This is a genomic window from Pyxidicoccus sp. MSG2, from assembly GCF_026626705.1.
Lineage (GTDB): Bacteria > Myxococcota > Myxococcia > Myxococcales > Myxococcaceae > Myxococcus.
Genome location: NZ_JAPNKC010000001.1, coordinates 1,282,957 through 1,302,992, shown reverse-complemented (window position 1 = coordinate 1,302,992; position 20,036 = coordinate 1,282,957). Strand labels below are relative to the sequence as shown.

The window sequence follows — 20,036 nt, the reverse complement described above, 5'->3', positions numbered from 1 at the left end:
GCGCTGGCGCGGGTAATGTCCCCCGCGCTCATGGCCTACGACGACTTCAAGAAACGCATCCGCGACGACTGGCGGGACACCCTGCGGGGCATCCTGACGCGCGCCCGCTCGCTCGGTCCCCGGGCGGTGCTGGCGTTCGACCTGGACTCCACCCTCTTCGACAACCGGCCCCGGCAGGCCCGCATCCTCCGCGAGTTCGGTGCCACGCGCTCGCTCTCCGCCCTGGCCGCCTGCGCGCCCCACCACTGGGTGACGGGCTGGGACATGCGCGAGGCCATGAAGGCCTGCGGCCTGGAGGCCGCCCAGGTGGAGGCCCACTTCCCGGAGGCCCGCCGCTTCTGGGTGGAGCGCTTCTTCACCAGCGACTACTGCGCGGACGACGTGGCCATTGAAGGCGCGGCCGCCTTCACCCATGCCGTGGTGGCGACGGGCGCGCTGCTCGTCTACGTCACCGGCCGGCACGAGGGCATGCGCCAGGGCTCCGTCTCCTGCATGCGCCAGCATGGGCTGGCCATTCCGGACGAGCAGCAGGTCCAGCTCTTCATGAAGCCCACGCTCCAGGAGGACGACGACGCCTTCAAGCGGGAGGCCCACGCGAAGCTGGGCCGGCTGGGCACCGTGGTGGCCGCCTTCGACAACGAGCCCACCCACGCCAATGACTACCGGCGCAAGTTCCCCGAGGCCACCGTCATCCATCTGGCCACGGACCACTCGGGCCGGCCCGTGGAGTTGCTGGAGGGCGTCGTCTCCGTCCCGCACTTCGCACTCGATTCGTGACGCACCGCGCCTGAAAGACAGGCGTGGCACAGAACGGTTTGTAGCGCTTTGAAGTCCCCCTGCCGCGCGCTATGAGGCGCTCGGCGTCCGCCGTCCCGCAAGAGTCAGGGACGGCCTGCATGGAGGCACCCGCGGTGGCCAGCCCGTACTCGAAGGAACAGCTGTTGACGATGTACCGGAAGATGTACCTCATCCGTCGCTTCGAGGAGCGGACGGGTCAGCAGTACACGCTGGGGAAGATCGCCGGCTTCTGCCACCTCTACATCGGCCAGGAAGCCGTCGCGGTGGGTCCCAACGAGGCCATCCGTCCGGACGACTACATGCTGAGCGCGTACCGCGACCACGGCCAGCCGCTGGCGCGTGGCTCGGACGCGGGCATGGTGATGGCGGAGCTGTTCGGCCGCGGCACCGGCTACAGCAAGGGCAAGGGCGGCTCGATGCACATCTTCGACATCGAGCACCACTTCTACGGGGGCTACGGCATCGTCGGCGCGCAGATTCCGCTCGCGGCGGGCATGGCCTTCGCCAGCCGCTACCGCAACGAGGACCGCGTCACGGTCTGCTACTTCGGCGACGCGGCGGCCAACCAGGGCGCGTTCCACGAGACGCTCAACATGGCGTCCAAGTGGAAGCTGCCGGTCATCTACATCTGCGAGAACAACCGCTACGGCATGGGCACGGCCATTGCCCGCACGTCCGCGGTGCCTGAAATCTACAAGCGCGCGGCGGCCTACGGCATGCGCGGCGAGCCGGTGGACGGCATGGACTGCCTGAAGATGTACGAGGCGGTGAAGGACGCCGCCGCGTACTGCCGCGCGGGCAAGGGCCCCGTGCTGCTGGAGGCCAACACCTACCGCTTCCGTGGCCACTCCGTGGCGGACCCCGCCACCTACCGCTCCAAGCAGGAGGTGGAGGATGAGCGGAAGAACGACCCCATCCCCAAGCTGCGTGACTACGCCATCAAGAACAAGCTGGCGGTGGACTCCGACTTCGAGGCCATCGAAGAGGAAGTGAAGTCGCAGGTGGACGCGGCGGTGAAGTTCGCGGACGAGTCCCCGGAGCCGGCCCTGGACGAGCTGTGGCGGGACACCATCGTGGACGAGGGTGAGCAGGACGTGCGCCCCCGCGAGCGCGTGCTGGGCGTGAAGGTGACCAACTGGCCGAAGTACCCGAGCGGCCAGGAGTTGAAGGTGACGTGGGACCTCGAGCCCCGCGAGCAGGCCGAGCAGGCTGACAAGAAGGCGGGCCTGAGCCGCTAGCGCGCCAAGAGCCCCTCCACCCAACCCTTTTTCGATTCCCTTCGGAGCTGACGATGCCCGAGTTGATGTACCGCGAGGCGCTGAACCAGGCGCTCGCCGAGGAGATGGAGCGCGACGCCAACGTCTTCCTGATTGGCGAGGAGGTGGGCCGCTACAACGGCGCCTTCAAGGTGTCGCAGGGCCTGCTGGACAAGTTCGGGAGCGCGCGCATCATCGACGCGCCCATCTCCGAGCTGGGCTTCACCGGCATGAGCGTGGGCGCCGCCATGGTGGGCCTGCGCCCCGTGGTGGAGATGATGACCTGGAACTTCGCGATTCTCGCGATGGACCAGATTGTCAACAACGCGGCCAAGCTGCGGCACATGTCCGGCGGCCAGCTGCGCTGCCCGATTGTCTTCCGCGGCCCCGGTGGCGCCGGCGGCCGGCTGTCCAGCCAGCACAGCCAGGCGCTCGAGGCCAACTACGCGCACTTCCCGGGCCTGAAGGTGATTGCCCCGGCCACCCCGGCCGACGCCAAGGGCATGCTCAAGGCGGCCATCCGGGACGAGAACCCGGTCATCATGTTCGAGGGCGAGCGCCTGTACGCCCTCAAGGGTGAGGTGCCCGAGGGCGAGCACGTGGTGCCGCTGGGCAAGGCGGACGTCAAGCGCGAGGGCTCGGACGTCACCATCATCACCTGGAGCCGCATGTATTACTTCTGCATGGAGGCGGCCGAGCAGCTGGCGAAGGAGGGCATCTCCGCGGAGGTGCTGGACCTGCGCACGCTCCGGCCGCTGGACGAGGAAGCCATCCTCGCCAGCGTGCGGAAGACGAACCGTGTCGTCATCGTCGAGGAGGGTTGGGCGCTGGCGGGCGTGGGCGCCTCGGTGGTGGACATCATCCAGTCGAAGGCGTTCGACGACCTGGACGCGCCGGTGGCGCGCGTGACGGGTCTCGACGTGAACATGTCCTACGCGGCGAATCTCGAGAACGCGACCCAGCCGGACGCGACCAAGATCATCGACGCGGTGAAGAAGGTGCTGTACCGCGAGGGAGCCTGAACGCGTATGGCCACTCCCATCCAGATGCCCAGCCTTTCCCCCACCATGAAGGAGGGAAAGATCGTCAAGTGGCTCAAGAAGGTGGGCGACAAGGTCTCCTCCGGCGAGGCTGTCGCCGAGGTGGAGACGGACAAGTCCAACCTCGAGATTGAAGCCTTCGACGACGGCTACCTCCTGCAGATTGTCGTCGGCGAGAACCAGTCGGCCGCCGTCGGCGCCCCCATCGCCTTCGTCGGCGCCAGGGGCGAGAAGGTGGAGGCCGGCAAGGCCGCCGCCGCGCCCGCCGTGAAGCCCGCCGAGGCCCCGGCCGCCGCGAAGGCTCCCACCGCCCCGCCTCCCGCCGCCCCGCCCGCCGCCAGCGGTGGTGGGGGTGCGAACCGCATTGCCGTGGTGATGCCGAGCCTTTCCCCGACGATGAAGGAGGGGAAGATCGTCAAGTGGATGAAGAAGGTGGGCGACAAGGTCTCCTCCGGCGACGCCATCGCCGAGCTGGAGACGGACAAGTCCAACCTCGAAATCGAGGCCTACGACGACGGCACGCTGGCCGAAATCGTCGTCGGTGAGAACCAGTCGGCCGCCGTGGGCGCGCCCATCGCGTACCTCACCGGCAAGGGCGCCAAGGCGGCCCCGTCCGCTCCGGCCCCGAAGCCGGCCGCGGCTCCGTCCGCTCCCTCGGCTCCGGTCTCCGCCGCGCCCCAGGCTCCGGCCGGGGGCCAGGCGACGCGCCGCGAGGAGCCGGCCGCCGGTGGACGGCGCCTGCGCGCCAGCCCCCTGGCGAAGAAGATTGCCCGCGAGCGCGGCCTGGACATCCACCAGGTGCAGGGCTCCGGTCCCTCGGGTCGCATCGTGAAGCGCGACATCGAGGAGGCGCTGGCGAAGGGCGTGGCGGCTCCGGCGGCCGCGGCGAAGAAGGCCCCGGCGCCCGGCGTGCGTCCGGCGGCGGGAGTCCGGCCCGAGCCGACCGTGGTGCCCCTCACGTCCATGCGCAAGGTCATCGCGCAGCGGATGTCGGAGGTGAAGCCCGGCGTCCCGCACTTCTACCTCACCATCGAGGTGGACATGGACGCCGCGGTGAAGGTCCGCGAAGAGGCGAAGGCGATGGAGCTCAAGGTCTCCGTCAACGACCTCATCGTGAAGGCCGTGGCCATGGCGGTGCGCCGCTACCCGAAGATCAACGTGTCGCTCCAGGGCGACCAGGTGGTCCAGTTCAACACCGTGGACGTGGGCATCGCCGTGGCGCTGGAGGAGGGGCTGATTACCCCCATCCTCCGTGACGCGGACCAGAAGGGCCTGCAGGCCATTGCCACCGAGGTGCGGGAGCTGGCCGAGCGCGCCCGCAAGCGCGCCCTCAAGCCGGACGAGTACACCGGCGGCTCCATCACCGTCAGCAACCTGGGCATGTACGGCATCGACCAGTTCGTCGCCGTCATCAACCCGCCGCAGGCGTCCATCCTCGCGGTGGGCGCGGTGGCCGACAAGGCGGTGGTCATCAACGGGCAGCTCGCGGTGCGCAAGATGATGACGGCCACGCTGTCGTGTGACCACCGCGTCATCGACGGCGCCATCGGCGCGGAGTTCCTGCGCGAGCTGCGCGGCCTCCTGGAGCACCCCACGCGGCTGCTCTTCTAGCCCGCGGGCTGTACCCGCCCCGTGCTCCCTCGCCAGGGCGCACGGAGGCGGGGCTGGGCCGGCGCGCTACTCGCGCGTCGGCTCCTTCGTGCCCTCCATCTCCTCTTCGAGCTTGCGCTGGGCGTCCGTCACGCTCGCCTGCTGCTCGCGCGGGGTGCCGGTGGGCAGGTCATGCTCCTCGCCCCGCGAGCGGCCCTCGATTCCGGGCCAGGGCTCCGGCCGCGTGGCCTGCACGTGTTCGATGTGCTCGGCGTAGCCCTTCTCGCCGCCCGCATTGCGCTTGTTCTCGTCCGACTTGTCCTTCTTCGCCATCTCGCTGTCCTCCCTCGTTGGAATGACCCAGAGGTGCTCCGTGGCGGTAACGGTGGGACGCCCCAGGCGGGCTGACCACCCGCGAGCAGGCGGAATGGCTTGCTTCCCCGCCTGCTGGGCAGGCATGGAAAAAAGGCCGGCAGCCGGGCGCGTTCGCTGCTTAACTTCGCTTCAATGAACGACGACATGACACGCGAACGGCTTGCCCAGGGTGTGTCGGAGTTGGAGGCGCGCGTGGGACAGCCGCTGCCACTTGCTCGAGCACTGCACGAGGCCCTCCTCGGCGCGGTATTCCCTCTCACCGCCGAGGAACTGTCCCTGGTGGCCCGGGAGAACGAGGCCCCACCCGTGGTGCTCTCGCTGCTGGGCGGTCTTCCTCGCGGCCACTTCGCCTCCGCGGACGCGGTGGCGGTGTCGCTGGAGGGCGCGTTGTCCGGCGACGAGGCCTCCGACTCGCAGCCCCCCGTCACGCCCACGCGCTGAGCCACGCTCTCCACCGTGCGGCACGCCAGGTGATGCGGACAGGCTCGCAATCCCCACGATTGCCGCCGCCTTCACTGTCACTGCAGGATTTCCTCGGGAACCCCCTGGAGGGGGAAGAGGGCCTGGGGGGATGTGACGCGTCAGGGTCTCCTCGTATGCTGCCTGGTGCGCGCCGCACCCGGAGAACCCAAGCGGGAGGAGGCGCTATCCTAGGCCCTACCAGCCTGGCCCCCCTTCGGGACACCCGGCCAGGAGGAGCGTCATGAACCCGTCTGAACTCCCCGCGGTGCTGTACGTCGATGACGACGCCCTGAACCTGCGGGTCTTCGACGCGAACTTCGGGCAGCGCTTCCGCATCTTCCGCAGCTCCTCGCCCAACGAGGCGCTGGCGCTGCTGGAGCAGCGGCGGGGCGAGATTGGCGTCATCCTCTCCGACCAGCGGATGCCGGGCATGACGGGCGTGGAGTTGCTGGAGCGTGCGCGCACGATTGCGCCCGACGCCAAGCGCATGCTCGTCACGGCGTACGCGGACATGCAGGCCGTCATCGACGCGGTGAACCGCGGCCAGGTGACGCGCTACTTCGTCAAGCCGTGGGACCGCGCGGAGCTGCAGTCGGCGCTGGATGACGCGCTGAAGATTGCCCGGCTGGAGCTGCGCATCCGCGAGGTGGAGGGGCGGATGCTGAAGTCCGAGCGCCTCGCCACGCTGGGGCAGGTGACGGCGGGCATCGCCCACGAGCTGATGGGCCCGGTGGGCTACCTCTCGCAGAACGTGGTGTCGCTGCAGAGAGATCTCGCGAGCGTCATCCAGTACGTGTCGCGGCACCTGCCGGCGGACCCGAACGCGCAGGTGGCGGAGACGGTGGAGGATCTGCCCGCGCTCATCAAGGACCTGGCGGACGGCGCCGAGCACCTGCGGCAGGTGGCGCTGGGCCTGCGCGCGCAGGCGCGAGGCGAGGACCACGAGGCGACGGCGGACGTGGCCGAAGTCGTGTCCTTCGCGGTGAAGCTGGCGCGCGCGGAGGTGCGGGACAAGGCGCGGCTGACGAGCAACGGCGAGCCGGTGCGCGTCACCTTCGGGCCGGTGAAGCTGTGCCAGGTGGTGCTCAACCTCATCGTCAACGCGTCGCAGGCCATGACGGGCACGGGCCGGCAGGGCCGCATCGAGGTGCGGTGGGCGGCGCGCGCCGAGGACGTGGTGCTCACCGTGGCGGACAACGGCTGCGGCATTCCCCTGGAGCTGCAGGAGCGCGTCTTCCAGCCGCTCTTCACCACCAAGCCGGTGGGCATCGGCACCGGGCTGGGGCTGTCCATCTGCAAGGAGCTGGTGACGCAGTTCGGAGGCAACCTGCGCCTGGCCTCCACGCCGGGCGAGGGGACGGAAATCGAAATCACCCTCCGGCGAGCCCAGCACCCCTGAGCCCGAAGGCGTTGCTCAGCATGCGCCACACGCGGTGCAGCGTCTCGCCCTCGGCGGGACGCACGCCCTCCACCAGCACCGCGCGGCGCGGCTGCTCGTCGTCCTCCAGCACGTACTCCACCACCAGCGCGTAGCGCGGGCCGGGCCGCTCCACCATGTGCACGGCCTTCACCGCGTCGAAGGGCACCAGCTCCGCGCGCGTGGCCCCGGGCGTCCACGCCAGATGCTCCACGCGCAAGGACTCCGAGCGGAAGTGCAGCACGAAGCGCCGCCGGCCCAGCCGCGACTCCAGCCGCAGCGCCAGGCCCACCAGCACCGCGGCGGCGACGGCCAGCGCCAGCGACGCGGCCGGCAGCGTGCCGCCCTCCAACCCCACGAGTACCGCGGCGCCAACGGTGCACCCCAGTGCCACCCCCACGCACAGTCCCGGCAGGATGCGCCTGTCCCACGGGGGAGGCAGTGACTCGCCCACCAGGCGGCCGCCGTCATAGCGCAGCCTCACGTCGCCCAGCAGGGCGGGCACCCGGTTGTCCAGCAACGCGTCCTCGAAGCTCGCCACGCAGGCAGCATAGCGGGCCTCGAAGGCGAGCCTCGAAGTTGGAACAGAGCTGTGAGAATCTCCGCGCATATGGATCTCCCGTTCGAGACCGGGGACGGCGAGGGTGGCGAGGGGGGAACACTCGCCTCGACGGTGTTGGTGGTGGACGACGAGCCCGTCGTCCTGGACATCTGCGCGCGCCTGCTGGAGCGCGAGCCGGACCTGGCGGTGACGCTGGCCCAGAGCGCCGAGGAGGCGCTGCCGCTGCTGGCGGAGCAGCGCTTCGACGTGCTGGTGACGGACAAGAACCTGCCCGGCCTGGGCGGGGTGGAGCTCATCGCCGAGGCGCGGCGCCTGCAACCCTCGCTGGAGGCGCTGATGATTACCGCCTACGCCAGCTCCGAGTCCGTCATCGCCGCCTTCGCGGCCGGCGCCAGCGACTACATCCTCAAGCCCTTCGATGATTTGCGCGTGCTGCGCGCCAAGGTGCGCGCGGCCCTGGAGCGCGGCAGCTCCGGCGTGCGCGTGCGCGAGCAGTCGCGGGAGGTGGCCCGCGAGGCCGCCGTGCTGCTGGCCGCCGGGCAGGACGCGCCCGAGCCCGCCCACGAGGCGCTGGAGGAGGAGCTGCGCAACTACGAGGAGTCCGTGCGCGTGGGCCTCAACGGCCGGGTGGCGGTGGTGGGCAGCGCCGAGGCGGTGGCCGTGCTGAGGGAGCACGGCTTCGAGACGCTGGAGCTGGCGCCCTACGCACCCGAGCTGCAGAGCGTGGACGTCGTCGTGGTGGAGACGGGCGACCCGCAGTGGCGCACCCTGGCCGAGCGGCTCCAGCGCCGGCCTCCGGACGTGCTGCTGCTGGCCAGCCCCCAGGCCGACCTGGGAGACCTGCTGGAGGCGATTACGCTCCGCATGGACCTGGTGGGCTTCGGCAGCACCCATGGCGCCAGCGCGCTACCGGAGAAGGTGCGGATGCTGCTCCTGCGCCGGGGTGTCGAGCGGGCGCAGGACCGGCTCGCCTCCGCGCTCGCCGCCTTCCGTCAGAGCATTCCCACGCCGCCCGCCTGAAGTCCGGGGCAGGGCAGCGGGGCTCACGACGTGGCGGCGCTGGCGCTCCCAAGCGGGGGGCGCCGGATCGCCATGGCCCGCAAAGCAAAACGCCCACCTTCTTTTCAGAAGGTGGGCGTCTCAGTGACCCTGCCGGGATTCGAACCCGAGTTTGAGCCGTGAGAGGGCTCCGTCCTAACCACTAGACGACAGGGCCAGACACTGTTTCAACCGGTGCTAACTGCGGCTGCTTCCTACATTTTCCGTCCGCCCTCGTCAACCATTCCTTCGTGCTGCTGGTTGCTTCGGACTGCCGGGTGCTGCGAGCTGGGGAACTAGGATTCGAACCTAGATAAGCAGAGTCAGAGTCTGCTGTCCTGCCGTTAGACGATTCCCCAAGGACCCAACTGCGGCGCTTCTCTACCAACACCGCCTCTCGACTGCAACAACTTAGAGGCGGTGGTTGCTGCTGCCTGCCTGCTGCTACTTCTTCTTCGCCGGCTTCGGATTCTCCGGCTTCTTCACCGTCCTGGCCGCCTGCTGCGTCGGGACGATGTAGATGCGAACCTCGTCGTTCGCCTCGTAAATGTTCAAGCCCGCGAAGTTCTTCCCCGAGGGATTGACGATGTGGACCGCCTTCACGCCCGGCTGGTTGACGATCTGCCGGCGAGGGTAGTTCGAGGTCGAATACACCGACTTGTAGTAGTCGACCGTCGCCTCGAAATCCCTGGGCGCCCGGTAGCGATTCTCGCCGACCTTCTGCGAGCCGTCCGGGAGCTGCGCGCCGCTGACCACGTCGGCGCCCGCCACGGTTGCCCAGAGGGCGAACAGCGCCGTCCCGAGCGGGCGCGCCTTATAGAAATGGCGTTTCAGGCTGTCAAGCGCTCGCGTCATGGTGCCCAGGATAGGTTTCGCTTCCGCAGACGTCCACCGATTCCAGGTCCTGACGTTCAGCCGCGAGCGAGTGCCGCGTCGATGCGCCGCAGGGCCTCGTCGCGGCCCACCAGGAGCAGCGTCTCGCCGATGCCGGGGCTGGTGGTGTTGCCGGTGACGGCCACGCGGATGGGCTGCGCAATCTTCCCCATGCCCACGCTCGCGGCCTCGCTCACCGTCTTCACCACGCCGTCCAGCACCTCCACCTTCCACTCGGGCAGGGCGGCGAGCGCCTCGCGCGCCTTGCGCAGCAGGTTGAGCGAGTCACCGGCGAGGTGCTTGGCCGCGGCCTTCTCGTCCAGGGTGACGCCGGAGCGGAAGTAGACGTTGGCCGCCGTGGTGGCCATCTCCTCGAGCGTGTTGGAGCGCTCGCGCAGGGCGCGCACCAGCGGCTCCAGGCGCGCGTCGCCCTTCACATGGACGCCCTTGGCCTCGAGGAAGGGCAGGAGCCGCTCGGCGATGACGGACTCCGGGAGCAGCTTCATCCACTGCTGGTTGAGCCACAGCAGCTTCTCCGGGTTCCACACGCCGGAGGTGGTGCCCACGTCGGAGAAGTCGAACCACTGGAGCATCTGCTCGCGGGAGATGACCTCGTCGTTGCCGTGGCTCCAGCCCAGGCGGATGACGAAGTTGAGCAGCGCCTCCGGGAGGATGCCGTTGCGCTTGTGCAGCATCACGTCCGCTTCCGGATGCTTGCGCTTGGACAGCTTCTCGCGGTCCGGCCCGAGGATGAGCGGCAGGTGGGCGAAGTCCGGCGGCTGCCAGCCCAGCGCCTTGTAGAGCATCAGCTGCGGGAAGGTGGAGTTGACGTGCTCCTGCCCGCGCGCCACCAGGGTGATGTCCATCAGGTGGTCGTCGATGACGCAGCCGTAGTTGTAGAGGGGGATGCCGTCCGCGCGCATCATGACCCAGTCGTCCAGGTCCGAGTACGGCTTGGTGATGACGCCCAGCGCCTTGTCGTCGAAGGAGACGCTGCCCTCGCCCGACGGCATCTTGAAGCGGAGGACCGCGTCCTCCGCGCGCTTGCCCGCCGGCGGGGCCTTCAGCTCGCGGCAGGTGCCCGGGTACTTGAAGGCGCCGCCCGTCTTCTCCGCGGCCTGGCGCTGCACGTCCAGCTCCTCGCGGGTGCAGTAGCAGCGATACGCCTTGCCGTCGGCGATGAGCTTGTCCGCGTGCTCGCGGTAGGTGTCCAGCCGCTGCATCTGGAAGTAGGGCGCGTAGGGGCCCTCCTTGCCCGGGCCCTCGTCCCACTCCAGGCCCAGCCAGTTGAGGCCGTCGAAGATGGCCTGCACCGACTCAGGCGTGGAGCGGCCCTGGTCCGTGTCCTCGACGCGCAGGATGAAGGTGCCGCCCTGGCGCCGGGCCTGGAGGTAGTTCATCAGCGCCGTGCGGGCACCGCCGATGTGGAGGTAGCCGGTAGGCGAGGGAGCGAAGCGGACGCGAGGGGCGGAGGGCATACGGGCGCGCGGATTAGCAGGTGGAGGTTGGGGGGTCAACGCGCACGGCCGTTCCAGAAGCCATACGGCCCGGGGCCGCTGGGGTAAGCTCGTGCGCCAGGGAGAACACGTATGTCGATTCGTCAGGTATTTCGCACGTTGCTGCTGGCGGCCTTCCTGGGCGCCGTTCCGGCGACCGCCACCACCCAGCTCAAGGTGGGGCTGTCCGAGCTCGCGCGCGGCGCGGACGCCGTCGTCCATGGCGTCGTCCGGCGGGTGGAGAGCCGCTGGAGTGGGGACAAGATGCGCATCGTCACCGACGTGGAAATCCAGGTGACGGAGTCCCTCAAGGGGCAGCCGGGCGGCACGGTGCTCGTCACCCAGCCCGGTGGCCGCGTGGACGACGTGGGGCAGGTGGTGCACGGCCTGGCCTCCTTCGCCGCGGGCGAGGAGGTGGTGGTGTTCCTGGAGAAGCGCGGCGCGCGCGCCTTCCGCGTGTCCTCGATGGCCCAGGGCAAGTACCAGGTGAAGCGAGACGCCGACGGGAAGACGGCCCTCGCGGTGCCGGAGCCCTCGGAGGCCCTGCTGCTGGACCCCGTCACCCGCAAGCCCACCGCGAGCGCGCTCCAGCCGCTGACGCTGGAGGCGCTCAAGGCCGCCGTCCGCGCCGCGCTGGAGTCCGCGCCGAAGGGACAGACGCCGTGATTTCGCTCGCTCCCCTGATGCTGGCCCTGGCGCTGGGCCAGACGGACCCGTACGTGCGCAGCCGCGTGGACGCGGGCGACACGAACACCCAGTGCCTCTTCTGGACGGCCACACGCGTCACCTGGCAGCAGAGCACCTACGGCAATCCGGCCACGCCAGGTGAGTCGGAGTTCGATGCGATGCGCCGCTCCTTCCAGAGCTGGCAGGACATCTTCTCCCAGTGCGGCAACCTGGTCCTGGAAGAGGGCCCCCGCGTCGCGGACCGCGAGGTCGGCTACAAGCGGGAGGGGGAGAACCGCAACCTGGTGCTCTTCCGCGACAGGGACTGCAACGCGGTGGTGTCCTCGACGGACGCGTGCTGGGCCGACGACACCTGCGCCAACAAGTTCGACTGCTGGGAGGATGACGACAACACCATCGCCATCACCCTCACCACGTACGACGAGCGTTCGGGCATCATCTACGACTCGGACATCTCCTTCAACGCGGCGCGCTTCGCGTTCACCACCGCGGACGGAAGCCCCTGCTTCCCGCCGGTGACGACCAACTGCGTGGCCACGGACGTGCAGAACACGGCCACACACGAGATTGGCCACTTCATCGGGCTGGACCACACGCGCGCGACGGGCTCCACCATGAACCCGAGCGCTCCTCCGGGCGAGGTGTCCAAGCGCACCATCGACACCGGCTCGCACGACTTCGTCTGCGCGGCGTACCCCAAGGGCCGGGCGAGCCAGGCGTGCCTGCACCCCGCCGTCGAGCGGGAACTGGGGCCCAAGGCGAGCACCGGCTGTGCCGCCACCGGCCCGGGCGCTCTACTGCCCGCGCTGGCCGCGTGGGCGCTGTGGCTGGTGCGCCGCCGCCGCGAAGAGGTGTCCCGGTGAGCAGGGCGCTCCTGGTGCTCGCGGCCACGCTGCTCGGGGCCGCTCCCGCGCTGGCGCAGGACGAGGACGTGCCCTTCCGGCGCACCGTGGTGCCGGGGCGGCCGCTGTGCCTGCTGTGGCCGGGGCGCGACTACGTCTACCACCTGGACGCGGCCGGCAGCGCGCGCACGCCGGGCGACACCGAGGTGGCCGCCATCGAAGCCTCCTTCGAGTCCTGGCGCACGCTGTCGAAGACGTGCAGCGAGTACAGCTTCCGCCGAGGCGAGGACTGGAGCCTGCCGGTGAAGGTGGGCTACGACCAGGAGCAACCGTATAACAACTACAACATCGTCACCTTCCGGGAGACGGCGTGCCCGGACGTGGTCCCCTCGGAGGACCCGTGCTGGGCCGAGGAGACGTGCGGCAACGTCTACAAGTGCTGGGAGCACGGCGAGGGCACCATCGGCCTCACCACCTCCACCTTCAGCTTCCGTGACGGGCGCGTGCTGGACGCGGACATCGAGCTGAACGGCTCGCGGCCCGGCGGCCGCGTGGGCTTCCTCTTCACCACGGTGGACGCCCCGGTGTGCGACTTCGAGCCCGCGACGGACTGCGTGGCGATAGACCTGCAGAACACGATGACGCACGAGATTGGCCACGTGGTGGGGCTGGACCACGTCTTCACCACGGGCTCCACCATGGAGGCCACCGCGCCGCCGGGGGAGACGGGCAAGCGCGTCATCGACCCCGGCTCCGGCGCCGGCTTCTGCTCCATCTACCCGCGCGGCCTGCCACCCAACCAGTGCTTCGTCCGTCCGGGCGCGGGCCTCACGCTGCAGGCCGACGGCCGCGGCACCGGCTGTGCGGCGGCGCCCGGCCCGCTGGCGCTGGGCGCGGTGCTCGCCGCCCTGGTGCTGGCGCGGCGCAGGGTGGCGCGGGACGGTGCCGCGGCCCCGCGCGGGCAGGGTTAGAGGTCCACCGCGTGGCCGTCGCCTTCTTCGACCTGGACAAGACGCTCATCGCGGCCAACTCCGGGTCGCTGTGGGTGCGCCGCGAGCTGGAGTTGGGGCACATCACCCGGCTCCAGGCGCTGCGCGCCAGTCTGTGGATAGCGCGCTACCACCTGGGCTTCGTTTCCATGCAGGACGCGGTGGCGCGCGCCATCGCCCAGCTCGCGGGCTCGCTGGCGGAGCCCATCCGCGAGCGCACCGCCGTCTTCTACGAGGAGCAGGTGCGCCCCCTCTACCGGCCCGGCGGCCTGATGGCGCTGGAGGAGCACCGCCAGGCGGGAGACCGGCGGGTGCTGCTCACGTCGTCCTCGGGCTACCTGTCGGAACTGGTGGCGCGGGAGCTGGGGCTGGACGCGGTGCTGTGCAACCGCTTCGAGGTGGACGGCGAGGGGCGGCACACCGGCCGCCCGCTGGGCGTCATCTGCTTCGGCGAGGGCAAGCGCACCGTCGCCGAGGCCTACGCGCGCGAGGCCGGCGTGGCGCTGTCCACGTGCACCTTCTACACGGACTCGTACTCGGACCTGCCGGTGATGGAGGTGGTGGGGCGGCCGGTGGCCGTGCACCCGGACCACCGGCTCAAGCGCGAGGCCCGAAGGCGTGGCTGGCCAGTGGTGAGCTGGGGCGTACCCCCGGGCGGCACCCCCGCCGCACCGCCCGCGCCGCCGGTGGTCCCCTCCACGGGGCCCTGACGTCAGCGGGGGAGAAGCCGCCGGGCGTCGAAGGCCCGGCGGCGGGAACCGCTTTCAGCGCCTGGGCGCCACCAACTGCATGCTGAAGGTGTAGTCCACGTTCACCGGGTGGCCCTGGTAGAGAATGGGCTTGTAGGTGCGCGACTGGATGGCCTCCACCACCGCCGTTTCCATGTACTTCACTGCCTTGAGGATGCGGCAGTTCTGCACGCGGCCCTTCTGGGTGATGGTGCAGCGGACGATCATCGCGCCCTGGGACTTCGCGGCCATCGCCTCGCGCGTGTAGATGATGTCCTTCGTCTGGTCGATCATCTCCGGGCGGGCCATGTCGTCGTTGTAGGGCAGCACGTCGCCGCGCGCGGAGGCCAGGGCCGCCGTGGGCAGCACCGGCACCGCCAGCCCGCCGGACACCGCCTTGGCCGGCGTGGCCGCCGCGGTGGCGCCCACCGCGGCGGCGGGCGGGGGCTCGGGAGGGGGCGGAGCCGAGGGGGCCAGCATCACCGGGGCGGACATGCCGCCGGGCGTGGCCACCGGCTCGGCGGCCTCCACCTCGTCCGTGGCGGAGGAGGCGGCCGAGGCCACCTCGACGTTGCCTCCGCGGCCACCACCACGGCGCTTCTGCAGCTTCTGCGAGAGGACCACCTCGCCGGAGCCGCCCGCGACGACGGTCTCCATCTGGTAGCCCTCCAGCGCGAAGGTGAGCTCCACCGTGACGGAGCCGTCCTGGCCCGGGGGAATCTCCAGGGTGAAGGGCGTGGTGCCCCGCTCCTTGCCCCGGTAGAAGACGCGCGCGCCGCTCGGCTGGCTCATCAGCTTGAAGCGCACCTTGCCGTTGCCGGGCGTCGCGGCCGGCTCCTGCGCGGCGGCGGCGACGGGCGCGGCCGGGGCGGCGGGCGCCTGGGCCACCGGCTCCGGCTTCGGCTCGTCGGCCTTGCCCTTCATCATGAAGAGCACCGCGCCACCGGCGATGAGGCCCGCCACCACGATGCCGACCAGGCCTCCGGTCAGCAGCGTGCGCTGCCGGGCACGCTTCACCTCGCGGGGCACCTCCACGCTGATGTCCACCGCCAGCGTGTCGCCGGAGGACTCCTGCGTGTTGCCCGCGCTGGCGAACAGCGCGGGAGACGGGTAGGGGCCCGTCGTCGTCGCGCCACCCGGGCGCTTGAAGATGCCGCTGTTGCCGCCCGCGGCCATGCTGGCGTCGCGCAGCCCCTCCAGCACCTCGTCCATCGTCTGGTAGCGCCTCGCCGGGTCCTTCTCCAGGCAGCGGCGCACCACCGCCTCGATTTCCGGCGGCACGTTGAGGTCCGGCCGCACCTGCTGGAAGGTGGGCGGGGCCTCCTTGTAATGGGCGAAGATGAGCTCGATGTGGTCTCTCGCGATGAACGGCGGGCGGCCCATCAGCATCTGGAAGAGGACGATGCCCAGCGAGTACACGTCGCTGCGCGCGTCGGTGACGTTGCGCGCCTGCTCGGGCGCCATGTACTGCGGCGAGCCGAGGAAGGTGCCGTTCTGGGTGATCTCCGGGGAGATCTGCCCCTCCTGCGGCGCGGCCACCGACTTCACGAGGCCGAAGTCCAGCACCTTCACCAGGTCCTGATCCGACTCGTTCAGGAGCATGATGTTGGCGGGCTTCAGGTCACGGTGGACGATGCCCAGGCTGTGCGCCTCGCGCAGCGAGCGGCAGATCTGCTGCGCCACGGAGATGGCGCGCTGCCATGTCAGCGGCCCCGCCTGGCCGAGCACCTGGGCCAGCGTGCGGCCGTCCAGGTACTCCATGGCGATGTAGTAGATGCCGTCGTCCGTCTGCCCGTAGTCGATGACGGTGACGGTGTTGGGGTGGCGCAGCTTGGAGGTGAGCGAGGCCTCGCGCAGGAAGCGCTTCTGGAACCCCGGGTCCTTGCTGCTCTGGAAGCTGGGGTTGAGCACCTTGAGCGCCACCACGCGCTCCAGCTGGGACTGCAGGGCGCGGTACACCTTGCCCATGCCTCCGACGCCAAGTGGCTCCAGGATGCTGAAGCGTCCGTTGAGGGTCCGTCCGATGAGCGGATCAGCGCCCGTGCCAGCTGGTGCCTCGGGGTTCGACGCGTCGCCCTTGATCATTCGTAGCCCCTGACAGCAAGCAACATGGATTCTCCAGGAGTGTGGCGAGTCCGCATCAAACCACAAATTCCCGACGAGACGCACCCCTGGGATGTCTGCTTCAGCACGTCTGGTTGCTTGCCGCGGCGGCCCAACCCTGGAGGGGGGTGTGGGCGGATGGAGGGCGCGGCCCCCTTTGACGCTTCTTTGCCCTCCGGACTAGCGTGATGCGTCCGGCGCTTCAGGGCTGAAGCATGCCGGAAGCGCAGATGTCCGACACCCCCAACCATTCCAACGCCCAGGTGCGCCGGCTCTCGGTCCAGGAGCGGCTGAGCGAGCTGGAGGCCGAGCAGGCCCGGCTGCGCCGTGAACTCGTGTCGCTCGCGGGCGAGCTGCGCCTGCCGGGCATGTACCTCACCATCGACGCGGCGAGCACCAGCGCGCTGCTGGCCGCGGACTCGGTGCAGGAGGTGGTGCGGCTCGTGGAGATGGAGCCGCTGCCGGGCGCGCCGCCGCACATCGCGGGGACGTTCGTCTACCGGGGCAGCCCGGCGGTGGTGGTGGACCTGGCGGCGCTGATGGGCGTGCGCCGCGTGCCGGATCTGGACGCGCACCTGGTCATCTGCAAGGGCGCGCGCACGGTGGCGGTGCTGGTGGACCGGGTGCGCGACCTGGTGGAGTCGCCCGTGCTGGTGGACGGGACGCTCGACGGGACGGAAGCCCTGCCCTGGGATGCGACGGGGCTGATGGCGGGGCTGTGCCGCACTCCGGAAGGGGTGCGCCCGTTGCTGCGCACCTCGGCGGTGCTGGTGGGGTCGGAGGGCTCGTGAGCGAGGCGGTGCTCGACGATGCGACGCTCGTCCGCGTCGAGGAGGTGCTCCGGGCGGCCTGTGGCCTGACGCTGGCGCGCAGCCTGCGCCGCTCGCTGGAGACGGCGCTGACGCGGGCCTCCGAGGCGAGCGGGTTGGAGCCGGACGCCTTCCTGCGAAACCTCCTGCTGCGCGAGTCCGCGGCGGTGGAGAGCTTCATCGAGCACGCCGTCATCGGCGAGACGTACTTCTTCCGTCACCCGGAGCAACTGCGCGCCCTGGCGCGGCTGGCGCAGGCTCATGCCGGCCCCTTCTTCCACGTGTGGAGCGCGGGCTGCGCGAGCGGCGAGGAACCCTACAGCATCGCCATGGCGCTCCTGGCGTCGGGCATGCCGGAGGGGCGCTTCCGCGTGCTGGCCACCGACGTGTCCGGCCGGGCGCTGCAGCGAGCGCGCGAGGGCGCCTACGGGACGTGGTCCTTGCGCCGCATCGAGCCGGAATTGGAGAAGCGCTTCCTCGTGGCTCGGGGCGACCAGCTCTCCGTGGTGCCGCTGGTGCGGCGCACCGTGGACTTCCGGCGCCACAACCTCGCGGTGGACGTGCCGCCCGTGCAGGGGCTCGCCGCCATCTTCTGCCGCAACGTCCTCATCTACTTCCCGCCGGAGCTGGTGCGCGACGTGCTGGTGCGCTTCATCGAGGCGCTCGCCCCGGGCGGGATGCTCTTCGTGTCGCCCGCCGAGGTGCCCCTCACCAACGGCCTGGGCCTGGAGACGGTGGACGCCGAGGGCAGCGTGGCGCTGCGCGTGCCGATGCCGGGGGTGACGCGCCCCGCCGCCGCGGCCGTCGCCCGGCTGGAGCGCCCGCGTCCCGTGTCCGCGCCGCCGCGGCGGATCATCTCCGTGCTGCCCGTGCCGGAGCCCGCGCCCGCGCCGCCCGTCGCGCGCGTGGAAGAGCCTGCCTCGCCGGATCCGCTGGCGCGCGCGCTGGACGCCGCTCGCGCCGGCCGCTTCGAGGAGGCCGAGGCGCTGGCGCGCGAGGCGGCGAAGGGGCTGGTGCCCGAGGCGTACCTGCTGCTGGCGATGGTGGCGGAGGGGCGGGGAGACCTGAACGGGGCGGTGGAGGCGGTGCGCAAGGCGCTGTACCTGGAGCCGCAACTGGCGCTCGGGCACGCGACGCTGGTGGCACTGTACGGGCGGATGGATCGGCGCGAGGACGCCGAGCGGGCGAGGCAGAACGCCCTGCGCGCGCTGGACGGGCTGGACGACGAGCAGCCGCTGCGCGGGGTGGAGACGATGACCGCCGGAGGCCTGCGGCAGGCCCTGGTGCCGAGGACGCAGACCGGATGGCAGGGCGCGCGCTGAAGTGGCTCGCGCCCGCGTGTAGGTGGGAGGCAACGTGGACGTCAAAGGGACGAAGCTGACACTGCCGGGACAGGGCGCGGTGGGACGGCTCAGCCTGAGGGTCAAAATCCTTGCCGTCACCGGGGTGACGGGGCTGCTGGTGGCCGGCATCCTCATCCTGGCGTTCTGGCTGCAGATGGGCGCCGCGCAGCGCGATGACCTGTCCCGCCGCTCCCACATGGTGAGCGCGGAGCTGGCGAAGACGCTCACGCCCATGCTGGTGACGAGCTCCGACCCGGGGAAGCTCCAGGCCTCGGCGCACGGTGTGCTGCGCCACGTGCCGGACGTGGCCTACGTGCTGGTGCGCGACGCGCGGGGAGAGCTGGTGGCCGAGGTCGCCGCCGAGCGCTTCGCGGGCGAGGACACGGCGGCGCCCGAGGGCGACGAGCCGGTGGACCGCCGACTGAGCGTCAACGGACAGAACGTGGTGGAGTCCACGACACCCATCCTCGCGCCATCCGCCACGGCGGGCGCCGCGCCCCAGCGGGTGGGCACGGTGCAGGTGGCGCTCCACGAGGAGGCGCTGGCCGACGCGTTGCGCGACACCACGCGCTTCACGCTGCTGCTCGGTGTGCTCATCCTCGCGGGCTGCCTCCTGGGGGCCTGGCTGATGTCGGGGCTGCTCATCGTGCCGCTGGACCGGCTGGCGCACGCGGCCGCCGGCATCGCCGCGGGCAACCTGCGCCAGGAGGTCGACACCCGGGGCCGGGACGAGATTGGCGACGTGGCGCGCAGCTTCGCGGTCATGGCGGACGCGCTCGCGCACCTGCTCCAGGATTTGCGCGGCGCCGCGTCGGAGATGGAGCGCGAGGCCACGGGCGTGCTGGCCACCTCCACCCAGCAGTCGGCCATGGCGCACCAGCAGGCCTCCGCCATCAACGAGACCAGCACCACGGTGGCGGAGATTGCCCAGACGTCCAAGCAGGCCACCGCGTATGCGGACTCGGTCATCTCCCAGACGCAGAAGTCGGAGTCGCTCAGCGCGGAGGGCCAGAAGGTCGTCGCGGAGAGCGTGTCCGGCATGGAGAAGCTGGGCGACCAGGTGAAGGCCATTGCCCTGGCAATCACGGACCTGAGCGAGCGCACGCTGCAGATTGGCGACATCATCAGCACGGTGAAGGACGTGGCCGAGCAGTCGAACCTGCTGGCGCTCAACGCCTCCATCGAGGCGGCCAAGGCGGGCGAGCACGGCCGCGGCTTCGCGGTGGTGGCCACGGAGATGCGCACGCTGGCGGAGCAGTCGCGCATCGCCGCGGACCAGGTGCGCGGCCTGCTCAACGAGGTGCAGAAGGGCACTCGCGCGGCCGTCAGCGCCACCGAGGAGGGCAGCCGGCGTGCGCAGGCGGCCATGGAACTGGCGCGAGGCGCGGGCAACACCATCCTCGGCCTGTCGGAGGTCATCCGGGAGTCCTCGGGCGCGGCGCGGCAGATTGCCGGCAACACGCGCCAGCAGACCATCGGCGTGGAGCAGATCTCCGCGGCCATGGGCGAGCTGACCTCGGCCATGGGAGACGCGGTGGAGCAGACCCGGCGCATCGAGCAGGTGGCCGGCAACCTGACGAATCTTTCCAGGCGGTTCTCGGACCTGGTGGGTAGGTACCAGTTATGAC

19 protein-coding genes and 2 tRNA genes are annotated in these 20,036 nt (G+C 70.6%); 14 read left to right on the top strand and 7 right to left on the bottom strand.

The annotated features are described in order from the left end of the window. The first annotated feature begins 15 nt into the window (after window positions 1-15). From OV427_RS05405 to OV427_RS05390, 4 genes are all read left to right on the top strand, one after another. Entirely contained in the window at window positions 16-777 is a 762-nt protein-coding gene (locus OV427_RS05405) for a hypothetical protein (protein ID WP_267855035.1), read from the top strand. Window positions 778-911: 134 nt separating this feature from the next. After that, entirely contained in the window at window positions 912-2,036 is a 1,125-nt protein-coding gene (pdhA, locus tag OV427_RS05400; RefSeq protein ID WP_267863368.1) for a pyruvate dehydrogenase (acetyl-transferring) E1 component subunit alpha, read from the top strand. Window positions 2,037-2,083: 47 nt separating this feature from the next. Beyond that, the gene (locus OV427_RS05395) at window positions 2,084-3,076 is read left to right on the top strand and encodes a pyruvate dehydrogenase complex E1 component subunit beta (protein WP_267863367.1); all 993 of its coding nucleotides are present in this window, start codon (window positions 2,084-2,086) and stop codon (window positions 3,074-3,076) included. Window positions 3,077-3,082: 6 nt separating this feature from the next. Beyond that, window positions 3,083-4,705, top strand: a complete 1,623-nt coding sequence (locus OV427_RS05390) for a pyruvate dehydrogenase complex dihydrolipoamide acetyltransferase (RefSeq protein ID WP_267855034.1) — start codon at window positions 3,083-3,085, stop codon at window positions 4,703-4,705. A 66-nt stretch (window positions 4,706-4,771) separates the two neighbouring features. On the opposite strand, the gene OV427_RS05385 is transcribed toward OV427_RS05390, so the two are convergent. Next, the gene (locus OV427_RS05385) at window positions 4,772-5,017 is read right to left on the bottom strand and encodes a hypothetical protein (RefSeq protein ID WP_267855033.1); all 246 of its coding nucleotides are present in this window, start codon (window positions 5,015-5,017) and stop codon (window positions 4,772-4,774) included. A gap of 186 nt (window positions 5,018-5,203) precedes the next feature. On the opposite strand from OV427_RS05385, the gene OV427_RS05380 reads away from it, so the two are divergent. Beyond that, complete coding sequence (locus OV427_RS05380) at window positions 5,204-5,500, top strand: DUF2795 domain-containing protein (RefSeq protein WP_267855032.1); 297 nt, start codon at window positions 5,204-5,206, stop codon at window positions 5,498-5,500. Between the two features lie 262 nt (window positions 5,501-5,762). Beyond that, the gene (locus tag OV427_RS05375) at window positions 5,763-6,920 is read left to right on the top strand and encodes a sensor histidine kinase (protein ID WP_267855031.1); all 1,158 of its coding nucleotides are present in this window, start codon (window positions 5,763-5,765) and stop codon (window positions 6,918-6,920) included. Here the strand turns inward: OV427_RS05375 and OV427_RS05370 are convergent. After that, window positions 6,892-7,479 (bottom strand): hypothetical protein, encoded by a 588-nt coding sequence (locus OV427_RS05370; protein WP_267863366.1) that lies wholly within the window; start codon window positions 7,477-7,479, stop codon window positions 6,892-6,894. The genes OV427_RS05375 and OV427_RS05370 overlap by 29 nt on opposite strands. A gap of 69 nt (window positions 7,480-7,548) precedes the next feature. Between OV427_RS05370 and OV427_RS05365 the strand changes: the two genes are divergently transcribed. After that, on the top strand, window positions 7,549-8,520 hold the full coding sequence (locus OV427_RS05365) for a response regulator (RefSeq protein WP_267855030.1): 972 nt from the start codon (window positions 7,549-7,551) through the stop codon (window positions 8,518-8,520). A 124-nt stretch (window positions 8,521-8,644) separates the two neighbouring features. Here OV427_RS05365 and OV427_RS05360 read toward each other — a convergent pair. The 4 genes from OV427_RS05360 to gltX all read right to left on the bottom strand — a co-directional run bounded on the left by OV427_RS05360 (window position 8,645) and on the right by gltX (window position 10,889). Then, window positions 8,645-8,716: transfer RNA gene (locus OV427_RS05360), tRNA-Glu, on the bottom strand. Between the two features lie 110 nt (window positions 8,717-8,826). Continuing rightward, window positions 8,827-8,897: transfer RNA gene (locus OV427_RS05355), tRNA-Gln, on the bottom strand. A gap of 85 nt (window positions 8,898-8,982) precedes the next feature. Next, entirely contained in the window at window positions 8,983-9,393 is a 411-nt protein-coding gene (locus tag OV427_RS05350) for a hypothetical protein (protein ID WP_267855029.1), read from the bottom strand. 56 nt (window positions 9,394-9,449) lie between these two features. After that, complete coding sequence (gltX, locus tag OV427_RS05345) at window positions 9,450-10,889, bottom strand: glutamate--tRNA ligase (RefSeq protein WP_267855028.1); 1,440 nt, start codon at window positions 10,887-10,889, stop codon at window positions 9,450-9,452. Window positions 10,890-11,000: 111 nt separating this feature from the next. Here gltX and OV427_RS05340 point away from each other — a divergent pair, with 111 nt between their 5' ends. Genes OV427_RS05340 through OV427_RS05325 form a run of 4 tightly spaced genes read left to right on the top strand, consistent with a single transcriptional unit; the run spans window position 11,001 to window position 14,135 of the window. After that, window positions 11,001-11,573 carry a hypothetical protein gene (locus OV427_RS05340; RefSeq protein ID WP_267855027.1) on the top strand — a complete coding sequence of 191 codons (573 nt, stop codon included), beginning with the start codon at window positions 11,001-11,003 and terminating at the stop codon, window positions 11,571-11,573. Further along, complete coding sequence (locus OV427_RS05335) at window positions 11,570-12,457, top strand: myxosortase-dependent metalloprotease, MXAN_2677/MXAN_2678 family (protein WP_267855026.1); 888 nt, start codon at window positions 11,570-11,572, stop codon at window positions 12,455-12,457. The genes OV427_RS05340 and OV427_RS05335 overlap by 4 nt, the downstream gene beginning before the upstream one ends. Further along, window positions 12,454-13,407, top strand: coding sequence for a myxosortase-dependent metalloprotease, MXAN_2677/MXAN_2678 family (locus OV427_RS05330; protein ID WP_267855025.1), 954 nt, complete (start codon window positions 12,454-12,456; stop codon window positions 13,405-13,407). The genes OV427_RS05335 and OV427_RS05330 overlap by 4 nt, the downstream gene beginning before the upstream one ends. Before the next feature lie 11 nt (window positions 13,408-13,418). After that, entirely contained in the window at window positions 13,419-14,135 is a 717-nt protein-coding gene (locus tag OV427_RS05325) for an HAD family hydrolase (RefSeq protein WP_267855024.1), read from the top strand. Between the two features lie 54 nt (window positions 14,136-14,189). Here OV427_RS05325 and OV427_RS05320 read toward each other — a convergent pair whose 3' ends face one another. Beyond that, window positions 14,190-16,238, bottom strand: a complete 2,049-nt coding sequence (locus OV427_RS05320) for a TonB family protein (protein WP_267855023.1) — start codon at window positions 16,236-16,238, stop codon at window positions 14,190-14,192. Between the two features lie 248 nt (window positions 16,239-16,486). Here OV427_RS05320 and OV427_RS05315 point away from each other — a divergent pair, with 248 nt between their 5' ends. The 3 genes from OV427_RS05315 to OV427_RS05305 are packed head-to-tail and all read left to right on the top strand — an operon-like array spanning window position 16,487 to window position 20,035. Next, complete coding sequence (locus tag OV427_RS05315) at window positions 16,487-17,047, top strand: chemotaxis protein CheW (RefSeq protein ID WP_267855022.1); 561 nt, start codon at window positions 16,487-16,489, stop codon at window positions 17,045-17,047. Next, window positions 17,044-18,387 (top strand): CheR family methyltransferase, encoded by a 1,344-nt coding sequence (locus OV427_RS05310; protein ID WP_267855021.1) that lies wholly within the window; start codon window positions 17,044-17,046, stop codon window positions 18,385-18,387. The genes OV427_RS05315 and OV427_RS05310 overlap by 4 nt, the downstream gene beginning before the upstream one ends. 34 nt (window positions 18,388-18,421) lie before the next feature. Next, window positions 18,422-20,035 carry a methyl-accepting chemotaxis protein gene (locus OV427_RS05305; RefSeq protein WP_267855020.1) on the top strand — a complete coding sequence of 538 codons (1,614 nt, stop codon included), beginning with the start codon at window positions 18,422-18,424 and terminating at the stop codon, window positions 20,033-20,035. Window position 20,036 lies beyond the last annotated feature (1 nt).

What these genes read in the sequence shown, in the direction of transcription:
- OV427_RS05390 (WP_267855034.1), top strand. Translation starts at nt 3,083, where the DNA reads ATGGCCACTCCCATCCAGATGCCCAGCCTTTCCCCCACCATGAAGGAG.
- OV427_RS05340 (WP_267855027.1), top strand. Translation starts at nt 11,001, where the DNA reads ATGTCGATTCGTCAGGTATTTCGCACGTTGCTGCTGGCGGCCTTCCTG.
- gltX (WP_267855028.1), bottom strand. Translation starts at nt 10,889, where the DNA reads ATGCCCTCCGCCCCTCGCGTCCGCTTCGCTCCCTCGCCTACCGGCTAC.
- OV427_RS05315 (WP_267855022.1), top strand. Translation starts at nt 16,487, where the DNA reads ATGTCCGACACCCCCAACCATTCCAACGCCCAGGTGCGCCGGCTCTCG.
- OV427_RS05350 (WP_267855029.1), bottom strand. Translation starts at nt 9,393, where the DNA reads ATGACGCGAGCGCTTGACAGCCTGAAACGCCATTTCTATAAGGCGCGC.
- OV427_RS05320 (WP_267855023.1), bottom strand. Translation starts at nt 16,238, where the DNA reads ATGATCAAGGGCGACGCGTCGAACCCCGAGGCACCAGCTGGCACGGGC.
- OV427_RS05365 (WP_267855030.1), top strand. Translation starts at nt 7,549, where the DNA reads ATGGATCTCCCGTTCGAGACCGGGGACGGCGAGGGTGGCGAGGGGGGA.
- OV427_RS05405 (WP_267855035.1), top strand. Translation starts at nt 16, where the DNA reads ATGTCCCCCGCGCTCATGGCCTACGACGACTTCAAGAAACGCATCCGC.
- OV427_RS05375 (WP_267855031.1), top strand. Translation starts at nt 5,763, where the DNA reads ATGAACCCGTCTGAACTCCCCGCGGTGCTGTACGTCGATGACGACGCC.
- OV427_RS05385 (WP_267855033.1), bottom strand. Translation starts at nt 5,017, where the DNA reads ATGGCGAAGAAGGACAAGTCGGACGAGAACAAGCGCAATGCGGGCGGC.
- OV427_RS05380 (WP_267855032.1), top strand. Translation starts at nt 5,204, where the DNA reads ATGACACGCGAACGGCTTGCCCAGGGTGTGTCGGAGTTGGAGGCGCGC.